Here is a 19710-nt window from a genome sequence, read left to right on the forward strand (position 1 = left end):
TGAAGCCGGAAAACTCTAGCCTCAGATGGTCCAGAAACCTGGGGCGGTTCAGCCCTGCCGGGACTCTAGTCGCCGCTGGATAAAAGTTCAGTGGCAGATCAGCATCGTTTCACAAATGGCGGGCTAAATTTGGTGGCATGGACACAATACTGATCTGCCGGCATTGGAGGGATACTTTCCACGAGCGACTGGATTCAAGCACAGGCTAGAGCATGACATCAGCAGCGGACCCCGGCCATCGCCGACGCTTTCACGCAAAGGGAATGGGCGCTGCCGGCAACGATTGACCGGATCTATTCGCCCGCTTGCGCCGCAGAGGGTCTGGGCTGGACATCCCGCTTCGGTTTCGGCGAGGTACTTGCACAATTGGACCGGCGCAGTCTGGAGGTCCCGCCTGTGGGCGCCAATATATGCAGGAAATCCGAATAACCGTCTGGCTTATGCCGCGATATCCTCACGAACGCCCAGAATGCGATCGATCAGGCCCCATTCTTGGGCTTCCTCCGCCGTCATGAAAAAATCGCGGTCCATGGCCGCTTCGAATTTTTCATAGCTGTGTTTGCAATGTTCGGAATAAAGCCGCGTCATACGGTGCTTGGTCTGCCGCATCTCTTCGGCATGGATCAGCATGTCCGACGCCTGCCCCTGGAAACCGCCCAGCGGTTGATGAATGTGGATGCTGGCATTGGGAAGGGCGCTCCGCTCGCCCGGTTCCCCCGCCATCAGCAGAAACGATCCCATGGAGCGGGCCGTTCCCATGCAGAGCGTATGAACCGGTGCGCGGATATAGTGCATGGTGTCATACATGGCGAGACCGCTGGTCACCACACCGCCCGGCGAATTGATATAGAGATGGATCGGCTTCTTCGGGTTTTCCGCCTCCAGAAACAGCAATTGCGCGCAGACCAGCGCCGAAACCGCATCGTTCACCTCGCCGTTGAGGAAGATGATCCTTTCCCGCAACAGCCGGGAATAGATATCGAAAGACCTTTCTCCCCTTGACGATTGTTCGACTACCATAGGGACGAGTTGCATCGCTTCGCGCATCGGCGAACTCCTGTCGTTGAAATGTCGGGGAAGGTTACGGATCAGGCGGCGAGCTTGATCGGCGAACCGTTGTGGTTTGCGGCGGCCTTTATCATCCGGCCGGTATTGACGGGCAGGTCATGAATGATGCGCAGGCTGGTGCCGCCATGGGCATTCGCCGCGATCCTGAAGGTGACGGTGCTTTCCAGAAATGGCGGATTATCCTCGCGCAGCCGGTAGCGAACCTCCTCACCGGGCTTGATATCGATCGCATCGGGCTCCGCCAAAGCCTCCTTCGGCAGCCAGTTTTCACGAAACGCCGGAATGCTGATGGCGCGCCAGACCTTTTGCGGCGGCTCGTCCAGATCATATTCAAGCTCGATGCCGTTTTTCGGCGCTTCCGGTGTCTGCCTGTTCATTGGTCCATATCCTTCAGCAGGAGTTTGAGAGCCTCAATGCGCTGCGGCCAGTAGGCGCGATATTTGCCGAGCCAGGCCGCAATGCGCGTCAGCCCGTCCGGATCCACCTCATAATTGACGAAACGGCCCTGCCGCTTCTCGACCACCAGCCCTGCCCCGCGCAACACGGAAAGATGCTGCGACATGGCCGGCTGGCTGATCTCGATCCCCTCACGCAGGGCGGAAGCGTTCATGGCGCCATCCGCCAGCCTTTCGAAAATGGCGCGGCGCGTCGGATCGGCCAGCGCCCGGAAAATATCTTTCTCTGTCATAGCAACACATAAGCACACACTTATGTGATTCACAAGCCCTTTCGGCGCGTGGAAGACGCGTCTTTTTCACGCTGATGGCACGAGGTGCCGTGAACGCTTTATCCCCTCGCGCGTTTTCATCCCGCCTGATACTCTTCGGGCCGGGAGCGATCAAAACAAGTGACTGCATTTACGGTCTTCATCATCATTCTTCTTATGGTCATTGGGCCGAGCCTGTTTGTCGTCATCGGCAAACAGCGGGAAAAGGCCATTCCCAAGCGCCCCTCCACCGCCCTGCCCCTTGCCGAAGACGCGACGACGCTGGACCGGCATTGGCAATCGATAAGAAACGGCTGGAACGAGAAAAATGCGCTCTGCCTGCTGCATTCCAACCTCGATGCCTTTGCGGTGCGCGTGGCGGCGGCGCGTGCCGCCGGGCGCAGCCTCGACCTGATGTATTACATGTGGAATGCCGACCTGACCGGACGGCTGATGATGCGTGAAGTCATCGCCGCCGCCGATCGCGGCGTGCGCGTGCGTCTGCTGCTCGACGATCTCGGCGTCTCCATCTCCGACCGTATCTTCCACGCCATCGACAGCCATCCGAATATAGAGTTGCGCCTGTTCAACCCCACCCGGGCGCGGGAAAACATTCTGCATCGAAGCATCGAGCTGGTACTGCGCTTCCGCAGCGTCAACCGGCGCATGCACAACAAGGCCTGGATTGCCGATGGCCGGGCCGTGATCGTCGGCGGGCGCAACATTGGCGACGCCTATTTCGACGCCGCCGAGCGGGCGAATTTCCACGATTTTGATATTCTCGGCTTCGGCAACATCGTCGCCGACGCCACGGAAATCTTCGACGATTACTGGAACAGCGCCGTTTCCGTGCCCGTGCGTTCGCTATTGGCGCGCAGACCGAGCAAACTCGCAAAGCTGCGGCGCGAACTCGATGCCCTGCCGAAAAGCGAAGCGGCAAAACCCTATCTGGAGCGGGTCGATAGCCAGTATGGCCGCGACCATTTCCTGATGTCGGACCGTCTGCACTGGGTCGAGGCGGCGGATATCCTCGCCGACCCGCCGGAAAAGGCGGCGGGCAAACGCCGCAAGGGTCATAACTTCCTGATGGAAAGCCTGCTGCCGCTGATGCAGGCGGCAAGCGACAGTCTGCACATCACCTCCCCCTATTTCATTCCCGGCAAACAGGGTGTGGGGATATTTCAACAGCTCGCAGAAAACGGCGTGTCGGTCGCCATCCTCACCAATTCGCTGGCCGCGACAGATGTGGCCGCCGTGCACGCCGGTTATGCCCGCTATCGAAAACCGCTTCTCTCCGGCGGGGTGCGCCTGCACGAGCTGCGCGCGCAGGCGGATCAGTCGAACTTCACCCTGCGCGGCTCGGGACAGGCGAGCCTGCACACCAAGGCCTTCACCCGCGATGGCAGGACCGGCTATATCGGTTCGCTCAATTTCGATCCGCGTTCCGCCTCGCTGAATACGGAAATGGGCGTCGTCTTCAACTCGGCGCCGCTGGTTGCCTGTATGGACGAGATATTCGCCGGCGAAATCCGTCGCACCATGAGCTTCGAGCTGGAAATCGACAAAGGCAGGCACATCGTCTGGATGACGGAAGAACAGGGGCGGACAAGGACATACCGGCGCGAACCCGACGCCGCCATCAGCCGCCGCATCGTCGCCGGTATCATGCGCTTCCTGCCGCTGGAATCGCAGCTTTAACGGGGAAAGCCTGGGTTCAGGCCGCCGGCCTTACCCCCGCTTTCGCCAGCTGTATCTGCACCAGCGTATCGAGGTTCTGGTTGACCCGGCAATAAAACTCCTCGTCGATGAAGGGGCGCAGCATGAAATCATTGCCGCCCGCCTTCAAAAACCGCGCGGAAAGCAGCCGGTTGGTGGAGGAAGACACCCCGATGATGCGCAGCTCATGCGACCCGCGCATGGTGCGGATGCGCCGTGTCAGTTCGAAGCCGTCAATATCGGGCATGTTGTAATCGGTCACCACGAGGCCGATATCGGGATTGGCCTTCAGAATATCGAGCGCCTTCGCACCGCTGTCGGCCAGGCTGACGCGGAAATTATAACGCTTGAGACGGCTCGAAAGCAGCGCCCGCGCCGTCGGGCTGTCATCGACGATCAGCACGTGATGGCGGTGGTTGGTGAGAAAGCGGCAGACGGATTCCGTCAGCATATCCACGGCGAAAATATTGTCCTTCAGAATATAATCGACCACATCCTTGGCGATCAGCGTTTCGCGCGTCGCCTCATGAAAAGTACTGGTGAAAACGATGGTCGGGATCGAGAGATCGATCAGATATTCCAGCGCCTCTCCCTTTTCCGCCCCCGGCAGGTTGATGTTGGAAATCGCCAGCGTCACCGGTTCGGGAGAATGTTCGTAACAGGCCTGCAATTCCTCGAAATTGCGGCACACTTCCACGGTAACGCCCAGCAGTTCCTTCAGGCGCATGCTCACCATCTGGGTGAACACATTGGTATCTTCCGCCAGCAAGATGCGGCTGTTGGTAAAAGGCACGCCAGAATATTGCATGCCCGTAATGCCTAGAAAATTCATTCTGCCCCGATCCCCCATCGTATGTCAGGGAAAGATAGCAGGCTCATTTTTCAAAATCATTAATAACACTTTTGCCGGAAAAGCAGTTGAGCACATGCTTACCTAAACGGAAATACGGCCCGCGAGGGGCCGTATTCCGAGTTTGGGAGGGATATTTGTCTCAGGCGCGCAGAAGCGCATTGTCCGTGTCGAACGGGCTTTCTTCCACCACTTCGGCATCATAGGACGTACCGAGAATGCGGATCTTGAGCTTGGTGCCCACGGCCGCATATTCCGGTTTGAGCATGGCGAGCGCGATGGATTTGCCGAGACGCCAGCCGAAACCGCCGCTCGTCACGCGGCCCGCAAGCGCGCCGCTTTCATCGACGATTGCCTCCGAACCGCGCGCATCGACATCCGTATTGCCTGACACGGTGAGCGTCGAGAACACCCACTTTACGCCGGCCTCCTTGTAAGCCACCAGCGCATCACGGCCGATGAAGCTCTTCTCCGGGCGCAGGAAGCGGTCGAGGCCCGATTCATAGGCGTTATATTCCACCGAAAGCTCGCGTCCCATGTTGCGGTAGGATTTTTCGAGCGACATCGACACCATGGCGCGGATACCGAAGGGCTTGATACCGAATTCGGCGCCCGCTTCCATCAGCCGGTCGAAGATGTAGTTCTGCATCTCGATCGGGTGGTGCAGTTCCCAGCCAAGCTCGCCCACGAAGTTGACGCGCAGCGCATGCGCCGTCGCAACGCCGACGGAAATCTGCTTGCCAGTGAGCCAGGGGAAGTCCTTGTTCTCAAGGCTGGTGCGGGTCAGCTTCTTCAGGAGATCACGCGATTTCGGACCGGCCAGAACCAGCACGCCGTATTTCTGCGTGATCGGCTGCAGCACAACCGAACCATCGCTGGGCGCAAGGCGGCGCAGCACGTCATGGTCATGGGCTTCGAGACCACCGGCCGAAACCATGTAGAAGCGGCCCGGCGCCCATTCATAGACCGTGAATTCCGCCTTCACACCGCCATTCGGCGTCAGAAGATGGGTGAGCGCGATACGGCCACGCTTCTTCGGCACCGCATTGGCGAGAATGCTGTCGAGCCATGCGCGCGCACCGGGGCCGGAAACCTCCATCTTGGCGAAGGCCGACATATCGAGCACGCCGACATTCTGGTGGACATTCTTCACCTCGTTGCCGACATGTTCGAAATAATTCGAGCGGCGGAACGACCATTTCTCGACGATACGGCCGTCATCCAGGGCCGGTGCGTGATTGTGGCTGGTGATGACATCGGCACCCACGCCGAGATCTTCCTCGCGCAGCGCATAACCTTCCGGCGCATACCAGTTGGCACGCTCCCAGCCATAGACGGAACCGAAGACGCCGCCGAGCTTCTTCAGACGATCATAAACCGGTGTCGTCTTCAGCGGGCGGGCGGCGGAGCGCTCCTCATCCGGGTAATGCATGGTGAAGACATTGGCATAGGCTTCCTCGTTCTTGGCGATGAGGTACCCTTCCGTTGCGTAAGGGCCGAAGCGGCGCGGGTCGACACCCATCAGGTCGAGCGTCGGCTCGCCATCAACGATCCATTCCGCCAGCTGCCAGCCGGCACCACCAGCAGCGGTGATACCGAAGGAATGGCCTTCGTTCAGCCAGAAATTCTTCAGGCCCGGCGCGGGACCGACAATCGGGTTGCCGTCAGGCGTATAGGCGATAGCGCCGTTATAGACCTTCTTGATGCCCACTTCGCCGAAGGCCGGAACGCGCACCATGGCGGTTTCGATATGCGGCATCAGGCGGTCGAGTTCTTCCTGGAACAGCTCATATTCGCTGTCGTCGGAGGGACCGTCAACATAACAGACCGGCGCGCCGACTTCATAAGGACCGAGGATCAGGCCGCCCGCTTCCTCACGCATATACCAGGCGGAGTCGGATTCGCGCAGCACGCCCATTTCCGGCAGGCCCTGGCGGCGGCGCTCCTGAATGGCCGGGTGCGGCTCGGTGACGATATATTGATGCTCGACCGGAATGACCGGAATGTTGATGCCGACCATCTCGCCGGTCTTTCGGGCAAAGGAGCCCGTGCAGGAGATGATGTGCTCGGCGATGATCTCGCCCTTGTCGGTCGTCACCTTCCAGTGACCGTCTTCCAGCTGCTCGATGGCGGTGACGGTGGTGTTGCGATAGATGGTCGCCCCGCGATCACGCGCGCCCTTGGCGAGCGCCTGCGTCAGATCGGCAGGCTGAATATAACCGTCATCAGGATGCTGGATGGCGCCGAGCAGGCCGTCCGTCTCGCAGAGCGGCCAGATTTCCTTCACCTGCTCCGGCGTCAGCATGTTGACGCGCACGCCGATGGTCTCGGCGATGCCGGCATAATACATATATTCGTCCCAGCGATCCTTGGTGCGGGCGAGACGGATATTCGAGACCTTGGAGAAACCGACATTCATGCCGGTCTCTTCCTGAAGCTCCTCATAGAACTTCACCGAATATTTGTGAATCTGGCCAACCGAATAGCTCATGTTGAACAGCGGCAGAAGCCCGGCCGCATGCCAGGTGGAACCCGAAGTCAGCTCCTTGCGCTCGATGAGCACGCTGTCGCTCCAGCCCTTCTTGGCCAGATGATAAAGCGTCGAAACGCCAACGACGCCGCCACCGATCACCACCGCCCGTGCATGTGTCTTCATTTACAGAACCCCTGAAAAGCGCCGGCCTTGCCTTATTCCGCCGACATTGGATGGGAGGAATATGAAGCGCTTGCGGGTTGTTCAGCCGCCTGATTGCGACATGGCCATAGGGTGCTGCGACAGGGAAGAAATTGCGGAGCACGCCGGATGAATGCAGCACAGCTTTGCCGCTCGTTTCTTCTCCCCGCCGGGGAGAAGGTGGCCCGAAGCGTCGGATGAGGGGGCAAGCTCTCCAAATAAGTCTACCCTAGCCCCCTCGTCCCGCTGCCGGAACTCGACGTCCACAAGCAACAGCGATCTACGCTTTCGCGCCGGGTTTATCCTTCGGCTCAGTCGGCTTCTCGCTCTTCGAGGCCTCTTTCTCTGCCGTTGCCGCGCCCGTATGGGCCACCACCGCCTTGTCGCCCTCCTCCGAAAGCAGCGCCGCCAGCATCTGCGGGTTGGCGTCGCCTTCCACGTGGATGTTGAGGTTGCGCTGCGGGAACGGGATGTCGATCCCCTCCTCCCGGAAGCGCTGGAGGATTGCGATACGCAGCGCGTTTTTCACGCCAAGACCGTTGGAGAGATCGGCAAGGTGGAAACGCAGTTCGAAATCCAGCGAAAAATCGCCAAAGCGCAGGAACTCCACATGCGGCTCGGGATTGCGCAGCACCGGCGGCTGGGCGCGCACGAGTTCCAGCAGAATATCCATCACTTTCTGCGGATCGGAATCGTAAGAGACGGAAACGGGAATTTCCGCGCGCATGATACGGTTGCGGTGTGTCCAGTTGCCGACCGAGGAATTGATGAACTCCGAATTCGGCACGATGATCGACTGGCCGCGGAAGGTTTCGATCTCGGTGGCGCGCACGGAAAGCCGCTTGACGGTGCCTTCCGTCGTACCTGTCACCACCCAGTCTCCCACCTTGAAGGGGCGCTCGACCAGCAGGATGAGGCCGGAGACGAAGTTGGAGACGATGTTCTGCAGGCCGAAACCGATACCGACCGAAAGGGCCGACGCCACCAGCGCCAAGCTGGAGAGGTTGAGACCGGCCGAAGACACGCCGAAGATGGCCGCCACCGCGATACCGAGATAACCGATACCGGTCTTGACCGAGTTGCGCACGCCGGCATCCACCTGGCCGCGCGCCATGACGTTATTGTCCAGCCACTTCTGGAACCAGCGGGTGATGATGTAACCGATGGCGAAAACGAGGACGCCGCCGAAAAGGCCGATCAGCGAAATCGAAGCATTGCCGACGGTGATGCCGGTCAACAGGCGATAGGCCCAGCTTTCGATATCGCCCGGCTGGAAGCCCCAGGAAAACAGGATGAGCGGCACGCCGAAGGCAAGCGCGACGGCATAGATGCCAAGCCCCGCGGCGAGGCCGGCCTGATCGAGCGCCACCACGCCGAGACCGAAACGCCGCGCGAGATAACGGCCGGCAAGCGATTCCGCAAAGGCGCCCTGTCGCGAAATCGCCTTGCCCGAGAGAATGCCGATATACATCGTCGCCAGCACCGCGCCGGTGGCGACGATCTGCGTGGCGAGGAAGCGTGCAAGCCCGACATAACCCGTCAGGCAGGCGCCGATGAGAACGAGACCGCCCACCCGCAGCAGGATGACGAGCCAGCGCGGCAGGCGCTGGTTACCGGTCTCGTAATCCTGCCCCTCGCCGATCACCGGCCGAAGGAACGACACGGTCAACAGGATAACGCCGATGATGATCGAGGCGAGGAAACTCTTGGCAACCGTGACGATCAACGGCGAATAAAGCGTCTCGCTGATCGTGCCGAGCAGGTAATCGAGCCCGTTGACGAGCGCCATTAAAAGCACCGCCGATGACAGCGTGTGTGCGCCCTTGTTGGACACCTTCAGAAGGCGCCATTCCGGCTGCGTCGGCGCAAAGATCGCATAGCTCAGCCGCGAGACGAAATAAACAAAACCAGTGATCGCCATCGCCCCGAACAGGATCGGCGCGATGTCTGACCGCAGCACGTTGAAATTATCGAGGAAGAAGGCGGAGGTGACGAGAAACAGGAAGAGCGACAGCGACTGCACCATGGTCGACCAGAAGGCCACCGAAAGCCGTCTCAGATAGGAAGGCTCGCCCGTAAAGGCCCGCCGGTCCATGCGGCTGCCGAAAAACCGGTAACCGCCCACGAGAAACAGCAGGGCGGCCATGATCGACAGCGTCACCGCCCCGAACATCGGCAGGCGCTTGTAATTCCAGACGAAGCTCGCCCAACTGCTGAAAGCGTTGTTGAGGTTGGTCAATTCGGTCAGAAAGGCGGAGGAGGCATCGCCCAGCGTCTGCGCCGAAACCTCCGTTCGCTTGAACAGGGTGGCGGCAAAAAGCGCCCGGCGAACGGCAGTGATGTTATTGGAAATCTGCGCGGCATTGGTGGCCGTGCTCTCCACCTCGCCGGCAATCGCATTCACCTCGGCCCGTTCCGCCGTCAGCCGGTTTCGCTCCTCCGTCACCATGCTGGCTTCCGGCGGCTGGTCGTCCGCGGGCGCCGCACCCAGCGCATCCAGCCGGGTCTTGATCTGGTCGAGACGGGTGCGCAGCTTGGTGTTGGCGGCGGCGGCATCGGCGGCAATGGTGTCGGCGCGGCCCTTCAGGTCCACAAGCTGCGCATCGTCGCTGCCGCCCGCTTCCACCTGTTTGGCGATCGCCGCTACATCGGCCTTCCATTTCTCCAGCTCCGCCCTCGCCTGTTCGACGGTCGAGGCCTGGATAGCCACCGGGGCGGGCGATGTTGTTTCCCCCTGCGCCGCCGCCGGCATTGCCGACAAAAGACCGCCGGACAGAAAAAGCACCATGGCCATTATCACCGCCATGGCGCCCCTTTGCCGTCGATCCCGCACCAGGCCGTCGAACATCCTTCTGCCGTACATCAATCCGCCGAACATCAACCGCACATCCATGCCTTTCGTCTCTTTGCGCCGCATCAGGCTTTTTAGCGCCTGCCGCGCGGAAAACCACCCGCATAAAGCGAGGTTTTCAGGAGTTTGCCTTGCTTTTCACCACAAGAATCATCACCTTTGATGATGCAGCAACATGGGAGGAAATCATGGAATCTGCTGGCATTGGCTGGATCGCAGCCATCATCATCGGTGGTGTCGCCGGGTGGCTCGCCGAACAATTCATGAAAAGCAATATGGGTGTTTTCATGAACATCCTTCTTGGAATCGTCGGCGCGATCGTCGCCAACGCCATCCTTTCGGTATTTGGAATCGTTCTGCAAGGTTGGCTCGGTTATCTCATCGCCGGCTTCATCGGCGCCTGCATCCTCATCCTTATCGGCCGGGCTTTCAGGCGCGGATGAATAAAAGGAAAAATCCGTAAAACCCCGGATTTCCAGACTTTTCCAGCGCGATTGAAATTTTTTCGTCACAAAAATCGAAGAAATTTCATTTCCGCGCTGGACAAGCCCAAACTTCCCCTTTATACGCCCCCTCACACCGCCACACGGTGCCGGTCGGGTGATTAGCTCAGTTGGTAGAGCAGCTGACTCTTAATCAGCGGGTCGTAGGTTCGAGCCCTACATCACCCACCAAATTCTTCTTGAAATGACAAGACGTTGCGATGCTAAATTAAAGCATCGCATGATCGCTTGTGCCTGTGCGGCCCCTCACTTTCGCATTGCCATCCTCTGCCGCCGGCAACGATATCCTCAAGAGACAGGAATCTCGTTGCGGCACCGCCCGTTTCCCCAAAGCTGTCTCAATCGTCCTTATGATCGGGACCATGAGATTGCTCATCAACATATTGCTTTTCATTCTCGGCGCGGTCGGGAGCGGGATATGTGCGTTTTTATTGTCGGCAGCGCTCGCCGATTCCGGATTTCTCGGCTCCTGTTTTGAAGGAAATTGCGCTTATGCGGCGCTTTTCATGGTGCTTCCCGTCACATGGTTCGTGCTTTTTGCGCTTTATGTGATGGCGCTGCTGATCTGGCGGCGAAAGCCTTTCCGGAACGGAAGGCTCTGAAAACTTAGATGGCGACGTCATCGCCGCCGCGCACGCGTTGACAGCGATCAAGACTTGCCGCTAACGTCCGCCTGCTGGGGGATTCGCTGCCAGTGATATGCGGGCCTCATGAGCAACCCGATATCACCGGCCTCTGAATGTGCATGTTCCGATTTGCGTCTCGCGTATGTGGACATGACGGAAAACAGGGAGACCAAAGGATGCGGGCCGCAATCAATTCCCCGTCGCTTTCGATCGACACCATGGACTATCAGGCCGAGTGCCAGTTCGCACTGGAACCTTCCATTCACGGGCTGATCGAAAAAGCCGAACATGCCGGCTGGAACCGCCAGCAAGCCGCCCTTGCCATCGTCGCGCTCGCCAGCGAGCATCTCACCGATCTATTGTCCGCCGGCGGCGCTCCCGCGCCGGATCAACGTCCCCTCTCCTGATACCCTCCTCAAGCCGGCGGATCAGCGCCGGCGTCGTCGAACCATCATCGTAAAAATCAACACAGCAGGTCCGGAGTGTCCCTGTAGACACTGCCGGAACAGGTTCGTGCTGTGAAGGCCGACGTCTGGGCAAAGTCGATCCCGCACGGCACCCGGACGCAGCCTTCGCGCCGCGTTCATCGCGCCGGGCGCCAAACCGCCTGCCGGCAACCCTGCCATAGTGTTGACACAAGCCGCCAATAATGAGAACATAAAGTGAACATTATGGAGGTCAGCGATGAACACAGCAGACGCAGCCATAGAAAATGCCCTTTCCGTTGTCGCCCGCTCCCGCGATATGCGCGAACGCGCGCTCGAGCGGCGGCGCGAGCTGCAGCGGCGAACGGAAGTCATCATCACCCGGCCGCTTTACGTGCTCAAAAAGAACGAAGGGCCAAAACAGCTATCGCTGAAACTCGATAGCTAGTCGCCGATGCAAGGAACCGACAAGCATGTGAAAGCGGAGGCTGCCCCACTTTCCTCCCGAAAGCAAAATCCCGTGCGGATCAACTCACGCACGGGATTTTTAGAATGAAGAGGTTGTTGTGCGTGTTTATTGCATGCGTTGCATTGCGGCTTCTGGTTCACCGGTCGTCGCAACCGCTGGCGGAAGGCGGTCGGTCTTTTTCAGGATGACGACTGGCTTTTCCACCGGATCTGTCGGCGGAACGATGCTTGCGGTTTTGAATTCACGGTCTACGGCAGGAACGGAAGCGTTGATCTGTTGATGACCTGCGCATTCCGCAAGCGCTGCACTGGCGGAAAAACCAAAGACAGCGGCGATAATGAGAACTGATTTCATGTCATTCTCCCTTCGCTCTGGTGGCGATCTCCAGTCTAGGTGGAGACGGGCCGGATTGAAAATCACACTTTAGAGACATCTAAAGCTCATGATCATTTCGGCAGTCGTCGTCATCGATGTGCGTGGCAGACAACAGGCAAATGCCGTCGCCCTTATTTCTTCCGCACATCCAGCGGATTTCGGCAAAGCGGTCTGCGAAATATCATCGCCACATAACTTCCCTTAAGAGAAATGATGCTTGGCGTGTAAGTCGAAACCTTCGCCGTGTTGGCGGCCTTTATCGTTCTCCCCTCAGAGGAATTCTGCTGCATGGCACGCCTCCTTCCATGAGCGATAACGAAAATGCGCCGGTCTTGTTCCGCATTGCCCTCTCTTTGCTCCGAGAGAGGTCAAGGCGCTGCCGGTTGTTTCTTCTCCCCGCCGGGGAGAAGGTGGCCCGAAGGGTCGGATGAGGGGGCTAGCGCAGAGATATGCGGAGAGCTTGCCCCCTCATCCCGCTGCCGCGGACTTCTCCCCGGTGGGGAGAAGAAACAAGTGGCGCCCTCCCCGTGACATTGACTGCCTCAACGCCCGCGCTTGAAAATTCCGCTCAAAACCTCTATATGCCTCAGCGCGAGGACGACCTCGGCCACAGTGGCAACAGCATGCGGGACGGCCCGGTCACATACCGGAGAATGAAATGCGTTCCCTGCAAGATCGTATCCGCCACGCCCTCAGTTTCGAAATCATCGGCCTTCTTCTCGTCATTCCCTTGGGCGCGCTGCTTTTTGGCATGCCTATGGAAGATATCGGCATTGTCGGCCTCGTCAGCGCCACGTTGGCGACGGTTTGGAACTATGTCTACAATCTCGGTTTCGACCACGCCATGCAGCGGCTGAAAGGCACGACGCTGAAGACGCCCGCCCTCCGGGTCGCCCATGCCGTGCTGTTCGAACTGGGCCTCCTGATCGTGCTGATGCCCTTCATCGCCTGGTATCTGAATATCAGCCTTGCCCACGCGCTGGTGATGGATATCTCGTTTGCGCTGTTTTACGTGGTCTATGCTTTTGTCTTCAACTGGAGCTACGACCGGGTTTTCCCGCTGCCGGAATGGAAGTCGCAGCAGGACGCCGCCTGACCGGCACGGAAAGGAACAGCGCCTCAGAGCAGCGACGCCTTGAAGAAGCTGACCACCTCGGCGTTGAAGCTGCGGTGAAACCCAGCCCGGTCGAAACCCGCCGCATCGCTGCAAATCTGGGGCACGGCCTTTTCCATCTCGGCGGGGCAAGGGGCGATAAAGGAAAAGTGCCCCGCCCCTTTTACCATCCGATAGTCCGGTTTCACCGACAGATCGTCGCGCAGCCTTGCAACATCCTGGGGCGCGACACCATCGCCGCCGCGTTCCGAACTCCAGAGTTGGACGGGGATCGTGATATTCTTCAGGTCGCCCGCGCCGGGAAAGGCATTCAACGGGTCGGCGGCAACCACAGCCTTCACACGCGCATCCTGACCGCCATGCTGCGGCAATGTCGTCTTCTGCCGCATCTGCGTGCAAATCGGCGCCTGAGGGTCGGGACAGGGCAGCCCGGCATTGGCAAAATCAGGCGTACCGCCGGCAAGCACCAGCGCGGTATAACCGCCGCGCGAAAATCCGAAGACGCCGATCCGCCCGGCATCGATGGAACCGGCGTCACTAAAACCTTCAAGCAGATGATCCAGCAACCGGGCAATATCCGCCGGACGGCCCGTCAGCGCGGAAAGCTCTCCGGCCTTCTTCATTTCAAGCGCATTGTCTCCGGGGTGATTGATAGCCGCAACAATGAAGCCGGCATCCGCCAGCGCCGCCGCCGTGTCCCGATGGCTGAAATAGGTGCCGCCAAAGCCATGGGAAATGACGACGAGCGGATACTTCCCTTCAGGAACAGGGCAATCACGCACGGCGGGCAAAAGGAAGGGACCGATCCTGACCTCTTCCGGCGCGGCCGCGCAGGGCGACCATACCGCAGCCTTCATGGCAGCTTTGCCGTTCGCGGCTGGAACGTCGATCAGCCGAAGACCGGCCGCCATGGCGGCGCCCGTTCCAGACAGGGCGGAAAACATAAGGCAAAGCAGCAGCAGAAATCGCATCGCCAACTCACGGATCGGGCTCACGGATCGGGACCATTATGCACAGGCCGATCGGTGACCGGCGCTACGCGAACATAAAGCGGTTTCCTGTGGCGGCAATAACGCCGAACGCTTAAAGCGATTTCAGCGTCCAGGCTACGATGTCGCGCGTGGCGGCGGCAAAGGCCTGATCCAGCGCTTTTACGAAATTGGCGTTGCCGGAACCGCTGACACGGGCGCTGGCGCGGAACACCTCCTGCGCCTTCACCGTGCCGTTGCGGTCGTTCAGCAGCTTCACCGATATTTCGATATTGGCGATATTCCTCGCCGTATCGATTTCGAAGGCGCGAATATCGGTCACGACCTGATAGTCGATTGCCAGCCCCTGCCCCGGCCGGCCGACGCCGCCGAGCTTGCCGGTGTCCTCGAAGGCTTCCACCAGCTTGGACTGCACCATGCGCGGCAGGCGGTCGCTCCATTGCGAATTGCCGAGATATTGCACCTCCGAGCCGGAAAGGCGCACCACGATGTTTTCGCTGTCGAGCGCCTTCAGGGCGGTCGGATCGGCAATCAGCAATTGCCGGCTTTTCAGCGAAGGCCCCTGGGTAACCGCCGCCGAAGAGACGGAAAGATCGAAAGTATCGTTCTTCGGCGCACCCGCGCAGCCGACCATCAAGGCGGCAAGCAGCGGAGCCAGAATGAGGGCGCGTCGCTGACGGCCGTTCATCGATCGTGTCATTGGCCCATACCCCTCTTAGCGCCTTGTTCTGCCATCATATTGTTTCACGGTTTCGCCGCCGAAAATCAACCGCTGCGGATCGCGGTCGATATTGGTGATGGCATTGTTGAGATTGTCGACCGTAACCCGCGTGCTGCCGATCAGCGCCTGGAAATCCTTCAGGCCCGAACTGGAGAAACGCGTCAGATTGTCGGCAATCGGCCCGATACGGGCATTGAGATTGTCAGCAACCGCCTTGAAGGAGGTGAGCGTTTCGCGCGCCTTGGCAAACAGCGAATTGGCGTCATCGGTGCCGAGCATGCCGTCCACCTTGGCGAGAATGCCGTCGACGCGGCTGGAGGCGAGGTTCAGCTTGCGGCCCATTTCGGTAAAGTCGGAAACCGCCTGGTCGATATCGGCACGGCGGGCGCCGACATCGTCGGCGATGCGTTTGAAGTTCGCCACGGCATCGCGCGCATCGGCGGTCGCAGAGGAAACGTCATCGACCAAGGTGCCCACCTTGGCGGGATCAACGGAGGCGAGAAGCTCATCCGCGCGCTTCACCACGGTCTGCACTTCCGTGCTCGCCGCCTCGAAGTTTTTCGCCGTGCTCTGTACCGTCTCCATGATGCCCTGAATATCGCTGGAAGCGGAAGCGACATCCTTCGTCACCTTGTCGACATTCGACAGGATGGAATCGATCTTGCCGGCATCCACCGCCTTCACCAGATCCTCGATGGCCGTCAGCGTGCCGTCGAGACGCACCGAGACCGACTGTACGGTGGTGGAAAGCGAACTGAGGCTGGCGATGAAATTCTTGATGCCATCGGAATTGGCCGCCAGCGCATCGGAGAATTTCTCGGCATTGCGCACTGTCTGCGTCAGCGGGCCGCGCGCATCCTGCACGAAACCCTGCAATTCGCCGATGGCGCCATCGGCGCGTTTCAGGATCTTGTCGGCGGTGGCGAGCAGGTTGGTGACGCTCGAAAGATCGGCCGTCAGCTCGGCCGGAACGCCGCTTTCGACAGCTTTCTGCAGAATGCGCTCGCCATCCTTATTACCGCCGGAAAGCTCGATATAGGCAGCACCCGTCAGGCCCTGAATTTCAAGCACGGCGCGAGTGGACGGGAAAACCGGGGCATCGGCCTGCACTTCGGTAAAGGCGATGGAATAGGCCGGATCGTCGCGGTCGATCGCAAGCCCGCGCACGGTTCCGACCGGGATACCGTTGAAGCGCACGGGAGACCCGACGGAAAGACCGTTTGCGGAGCCGGGAATGCGCACGACAAGCTGCGCCGTCGGGCCGCCACGACCGAATTCCGCCATCCAGTAAACGAAGCCGAATGCGGCGGCGATCACGATCAGCGTGAAAATTCCGACTATGGTGTAGTTCGCCTTGGTTTCCATGCTTCTTGTTACTCCACCGGATTTTCGTGTTTGCCGTCCGGAAGAACGACAGAGCGGGCCCGTTTGCCGCGGAAATAGGACTGCACCCACGGGTCGTCGCAGGCAAACATGTCCTGCAATGTCCCTTCTACCAGCACTTTCTTCTGGCCCAGCACCGCAATGCGGTCACAGACGGAGAACAGGCTGTCGAGGTCGTGCGTCACCATATAGACGGTCAGGCCGAGCGAATCGCGCAAGCGCGCAATCAGCATATCAAATTCCGCCGCCCCGATGGGATCGAGGCCGGACGTCGGCTCATCGAGGAAGACGAGGTCGGGATCGAGCGACAGCGCCCGGGCAAGGGCCGCACGTTTGATCATGCCGCCGGAAAGCTCGGAAGGGTACTTGTCGCCCGCATCGGGCTTCAGCCCCACCATCTCGATCTTGAGGTAGGCAAGCTCGTCCATCAGCTTCTTCGGCAGGTCGAGATATTCCCGCATTGGCAGCTGGATGTTTTCCTTCACCGTCAGGCCGGAAAACAGTGCGCCCTGCTGGAACAGCACGCCAAGCCGCTGGTCGAGCATCATGCGGTCGTCTTCGCTCGCCTTGTCGTAATCGGTGCCGAGAATGCGGATAGCACCCGCCTGCCGTGGCAGCAGCCGCAAGATCGCGCGCATCAACACGGATTTGCCAGCGCCGGAGGGGCCGATGAAGCCCAGAATTTCACCGCGATAGACATCGAGGTCGAGATTTTCGAGCACGTTGCGGCCGTTAAAACCGACAGTCACGCCCTCGACGGAAAGCACCACCTCGCGTCCGTCTTTCCCGGTTCTTGTCTCATGCGGTTTCTGGTCCAGTTTCTCCAACGCGCCCTCCCTAAAAATCGATGGCTGCGTAGAAGATGGCGAAAAGACCATCCACCAGAATGACGACGAAGATCGACTTCACCACCGAGGAGGTGACGTGCTGGCCGAGCGATTCGGCCGAACCGCCCACCTTCATGCCTTCAACGGCCGCGACGATGCCAATGATGAGCGCCATGAACGGCGCCTTGATCATGCCGGCGGCAATGGTCGATTCCTCCACGGCACCATGCAGGCGCGACAGGAACACCTCGAAGGTTATGCCGGAATAGGCAAAGGCCACGATGGCCGCACCGAAAAGCGCTGCGAAATTGGCGAGAATGGTCAAAAGCGGCAGCGCGATGGTGAGCGCCACCAACCGCGGAAACACCAGCACGCCGACGGGGTTGAGGCCGATCACCTTCAGCGCGTCGATTTCCTCGCGCATCTTCATGGAGCCGATTTCGGCGGTGATGGCACTGCCGGAGCGGCCGGCGATCATGATCGCGGTCAGAAGCACACCGATTTCACGCAATTGCAGAATGCCGACCAGATCGACAACGAAGACTTCCGCACCGAAATAACGCAGCTGAAACGCACCCTGCTGGGCGATGATCGCACCAATCAGGAACGACATCAGCATGATGATCGGCACGGCGCGCACGCCCATATGGTCGATCTGGTTGACGATCGCCGCCGGCGAGACGCCGCGCCCACGCCCGAGCTTCATCTGCGCGCCGCGCACGGCCGAGCCGAGAATATACATGCCCGCCAGGAAATCCGCGCCGTTCTGAATGACGGCCTTGCCGATGGGCGCAAAAATACGCTCGGCGAGCCCCACCTTCTTGGGCGCTTCGCCCTCCATCTCCACCTTTTCGGGCAACTGGCCGATGACCTCTTCGATACGGTCATTGCCCGTCACGGTGACGGTGGCGCCATTTGCCTCGAGGTCCTTGCGCAGGCGCTGGATGATCCATGCACCCGTCGTATCGATAGCCTCGACGGAAGAAAGATCGATTTCCACCGGGCCGGCCGATTTGCTCTTTTCGAGCTTTTCAAGACTGGGGAAAACACCGGCGAGATTGCTGTTGCGCCAGGAACCGCTCATGACAAAACGCAAGCCGCCGCCGGAGACGCTGTCGTCTTCGGTGATTGCGGCCGGGTTCGCCTGTTGCCGTGTGTCCTGTTCTTGCATAATGCTCCGAGCGAGTGCAGCCGTCACGAGATTCTTAAAGGTTTCATAACGTTTTGGCCTCCGGCAAGCCACAGTGACGGCCGACAATTCGTGATAAATTTGGCGTCATGTGTCTTTTGCCGCCCAATCGGAAGTGAAAAAACATGCCCCGTTACCTTCAAGCCACAACGGAACGTTTTCCCGTCGCCGGCAGCTTCACCATTTCACGCGGCACCCGCACCCACGCGGATGTCGTAACGTGCACCATCCGCGATGGTTCCTTTACCGGTATCGGCGAATGTGTGCCCTATCCGCGTTATGGCGAAAGTATTGAAGGCGTCATTGCCGATATCGAGGCGATGGCGGAGCAGATCGCCGGCGGTGTGACACGGCAGGAACTGCAACAGGCGATGCAACCCGGCGCCGCCCGCAATGCGGTGGATTGCGCGCTGTGGGACCTCGAAGCCAAGATCACCGGCAAAACCGTTGCCGAGCGCATCCTTGGACAGGCGGCAAAGCCGCTCGTCACCGCCTACACCATCTCGCTTGCCGACCCCGAGACCATGGCCGCGAAAACGGCGGAAAACGCAGGCCGCCCGCTGCTGAAGATCAAGACCGGCACGGCGGATGACGAAGCGCGTCTCAGGGCCGTGCGCGCCGCCGCACCCGAAGCGCGCATCATCATCGACGCCAATGAAGGCTGGAACGATTATAATATCGAATATTATCTGCGGCTTGCGGCAGAACTGAAGATATCGCTGATCGAGCAGCCGCTACCCGCCGGCAAGGATGACATCCTCGCCCGCATCGACCATCCGGTACTGATCTGCGCCGATGAAAGCGTGCATTCCACGAAGGACCTCGCCGGCCTGCGCGACCGTTACGATGCGATCAACATCAAGCTCGACAAGACCGGCGGCCTGACCGAAGCGCTCGTCATGAAGGCTGAGGCCGAAAGGCTCGGCTTCACCATCATGGTCGGCTGCATGCTCGGCACCTCGCTCGGCATGGCGCCTGCCGTGCTGGCGGCGCAGGGCACGGCCTTCGCCGATCTCGACGGGCCGCTGCTGCTGGCGCAGGATCGTGAGCCGGGGCTGGTTTATGAGGGTTCGCTGGTTTATCCGGCACGGCCGGAATTGTGGGGGTAGAACTCTCGCTAAGGGTCCGCACTGGGTTGGTGTCGAGAGGCTGCGTTCGCACCATCTCGCCGGTGCCTAACCGGAAGGTTACTGGGAAGGCTCTAAAGCCTCACCTCCGTCATGC

The 19710-nt window shown here is 59.8% G+C and carries 20 protein-coding genes and 1 tRNA gene; 8 read left to right on the top strand and 13 right to left on the bottom strand.

Annotation, left to right across the window (positions count from 1 at the left end; translation table 11 throughout):
- Nucleotides 1-438 precede the first annotated feature (438 nt).
- The 3 genes from RAC79_RS24060 to RAC79_RS24070 are packed head-to-tail and all read right to left on the bottom strand — an operon-like array spanning nt 439 to nt 1756.
- Nucleotides 439-1047, bottom strand: coding sequence for an ATP-dependent Clp protease proteolytic subunit (locus tag RAC79_RS24060; RefSeq protein WP_104679403.1), 609 nt, complete (start codon nt 1045-1047; stop codon nt 439-441).
- 41 nt (nt 1048-1088) lie between these two features.
- The gene (locus tag RAC79_RS24065) at nt 1089-1445 is read right to left on the bottom strand and encodes an SRPBCC domain-containing protein (RefSeq protein WP_003524775.1); all 357 of its coding nucleotides are present in this window, start codon (nt 1443-1445) and stop codon (nt 1089-1091) included.
- Nucleotides 1442-1756 (bottom strand): helix-turn-helix transcriptional regulator, encoded by a 315-nt coding sequence (locus tag RAC79_RS24070; protein WP_142846538.1) that lies wholly within the window; start codon nt 1754-1756, stop codon nt 1442-1444. Before RAC79_RS24070 ends, RAC79_RS24065 begins: the two co-directional genes overlap by 4 nt.
- Before the next feature lie 159 nt (nt 1757-1915).
- On the opposite strand from RAC79_RS24070, the gene RAC79_RS24075 reads away from it, so the two are divergent.
- Entirely contained in the window at nt 1916-3472 is a 1557-nt protein-coding gene (locus tag RAC79_RS24075) for a phospholipase D family protein (protein WP_065654978.1), read from the top strand.
- A gap of 16 nt (nt 3473-3488) precedes the next feature.
- Here the strand turns inward: RAC79_RS24075 and RAC79_RS24080 are convergent, their stop codons facing one another.
- The 3 genes from RAC79_RS24080 to RAC79_RS24090 form a co-directional block, all read right to left on the bottom strand.
- On the bottom strand, nt 3489-4322 hold the full coding sequence (locus tag RAC79_RS24080; protein WP_065655037.1) for a response regulator: 834 nt from the start codon (nt 4320-4322) through the stop codon (nt 3489-3491).
- A 160-nt stretch (nt 4323-4482) separates the two neighbouring features.
- Nucleotides 4483-6996 (bottom strand): FAD-dependent oxidoreductase, encoded by a 2514-nt coding sequence (locus tag RAC79_RS24085; protein ID WP_174039197.1) that lies wholly within the window; start codon nt 6994-6996, stop codon nt 4483-4485.
- Nucleotides 6997-7294: 298 nt separating this feature from the next.
- Nucleotides 7295-9931, bottom strand: a complete 2637-nt coding sequence (locus RAC79_RS24090; RefSeq protein ID WP_174039198.1) for a mechanosensitive ion channel family protein — start codon at nt 9929-9931, stop codon at nt 7295-7297.
- Nucleotides 9932-10053: 122 nt separating this feature from the next.
- Here RAC79_RS24090 and RAC79_RS24095 point away from each other — a divergent pair, with 122 nt between their 5' ends.
- The 5 genes from RAC79_RS24095 to RAC79_RS24115 all read left to right on the top strand — a co-directional run bounded on the left by RAC79_RS24095 (nt 10054) and on the right by RAC79_RS24115 (nt 11867).
- Nucleotides 10054-10308 (top strand): GlsB/YeaQ/YmgE family stress response membrane protein, encoded by a 255-nt coding sequence (locus RAC79_RS24095; protein WP_065655036.1) that lies wholly within the window; start codon nt 10054-10056, stop codon nt 10306-10308.
- Nucleotides 10309-10463: 155 nt separating this feature from the next.
- Nucleotides 10464-10539 (top strand) — tRNA-Lys (locus RAC79_RS24100).
- 179 nt (nt 10540-10718) lie between these two features.
- On the top strand, nt 10719-10970 hold the full coding sequence (locus RAC79_RS24105) for a hypothetical protein (protein ID WP_020810465.1): 252 nt from the start codon (nt 10719-10721) through the stop codon (nt 10968-10970).
- A 200-nt stretch (nt 10971-11170) separates the two neighbouring features.
- Nucleotides 11171-11401 carry a hypothetical protein gene (locus RAC79_RS24110; RefSeq protein WP_020810466.1) on the top strand — a complete coding sequence of 77 codons (231 nt, stop codon included), beginning with the start codon at nt 11171-11173 and terminating at the stop codon, nt 11399-11401.
- A gap of 277 nt (nt 11402-11678) precedes the next feature.
- Nucleotides 11679-11867, top strand: coding sequence for a hypothetical protein (locus tag RAC79_RS24115; protein ID WP_003524758.1), 189 nt, complete (start codon nt 11679-11681; stop codon nt 11865-11867).
- A gap of 126 nt (nt 11868-11993) precedes the next feature.
- On the opposite strand, the gene RAC79_RS24120 is transcribed toward RAC79_RS24115, so the two are convergent.
- Nucleotides 11994-12242 carry a hypothetical protein gene (locus tag RAC79_RS24120; RefSeq protein ID WP_078053044.1) on the bottom strand — a complete coding sequence of 83 codons (249 nt, stop codon included), beginning with the start codon at nt 12240-12242 and terminating at the stop codon, nt 11994-11996.
- Between the two features lie 152 nt (nt 12243-12394).
- Nucleotides 12395-12553: a hypothetical protein gene (locus RAC79_RS24125; RefSeq protein WP_162856884.1), complete on the bottom strand. Its 159-nt coding sequence runs from the start codon at nt 12551-12553 to the stop codon at nt 12395-12397.
- Nucleotides 12554-12921: 368 nt separating this feature from the next.
- On the opposite strand from RAC79_RS24125, the gene RAC79_RS24130 reads away from it, so the two are divergent.
- Nucleotides 12922-13359: a PACE efflux transporter gene (locus RAC79_RS24130; RefSeq protein WP_065656143.1), complete on the top strand. Its 438-nt coding sequence runs from the start codon at nt 12922-12924 to the stop codon at nt 13357-13359.
- A gap of 23 nt (nt 13360-13382) precedes the next feature.
- Here the strand turns inward: RAC79_RS24130 and RAC79_RS24135 are convergent, their stop codons facing one another.
- From RAC79_RS24135 to RAC79_RS24155, 5 genes are all read right to left on the bottom strand, one after another.
- Nucleotides 13383-14348, bottom strand: a complete 966-nt coding sequence (locus RAC79_RS24135) for a dienelactone hydrolase family protein (protein ID WP_174039199.1) — start codon at nt 14346-14348, stop codon at nt 13383-13385.
- Nucleotides 14349-14460: 112 nt separating this feature from the next.
- On the bottom strand, nt 14461-15066 hold the full coding sequence (locus RAC79_RS24140) for an ABC-type transport auxiliary lipoprotein family protein (protein ID WP_174039200.1): 606 nt from the start codon (nt 15064-15066) through the stop codon (nt 14461-14463).
- 15 nt (nt 15067-15081) lie between these two features.
- Nucleotides 15082-16452 carry an MlaD family protein gene (locus RAC79_RS24145; protein ID WP_374997615.1) on the bottom strand — a complete coding sequence of 457 codons (1371 nt, stop codon included), beginning with the start codon at nt 16450-16452 and terminating at the stop codon, nt 15082-15084.
- An 8-nt stretch (nt 16453-16460) separates the two neighbouring features.
- Nucleotides 16461-17297, bottom strand: a complete 837-nt coding sequence (locus RAC79_RS24150; protein ID WP_003502972.1) for an ABC transporter ATP-binding protein — start codon at nt 17295-17297, stop codon at nt 16461-16463.
- A 10-nt stretch (nt 17298-17307) separates the two neighbouring features.
- Nucleotides 17308-18468, bottom strand: a complete 1161-nt coding sequence (locus RAC79_RS24155; RefSeq protein ID WP_080856411.1) for an ABC transporter permease — start codon at nt 18466-18468, stop codon at nt 17308-17310.
- A 143-nt stretch (nt 18469-18611) separates the two neighbouring features.
- Here RAC79_RS24155 and dgcA point away from each other — a divergent pair, with 143 nt between their 5' ends.
- On the top strand, nt 18612-19595 hold the full coding sequence (dgcA, locus tag RAC79_RS24160) for an N-acetyl-D-Glu racemase DgcA (RefSeq protein ID WP_080856412.1): 984 nt from the start codon (nt 18612-18614) through the stop codon (nt 19593-19595).
- The last annotated feature ends 115 nt before the right edge of the window (nt 19596-19710 follow it).

The sequence above is a fragment of the Agrobacterium sp. LR_9 genome (genome assembly GCF_041954855.1).
Taxonomy (GTDB): Bacteria; Pseudomonadota; Alphaproteobacteria; order Rhizobiales; family Rhizobiaceae; genus Agrobacterium; species Agrobacterium leguminum.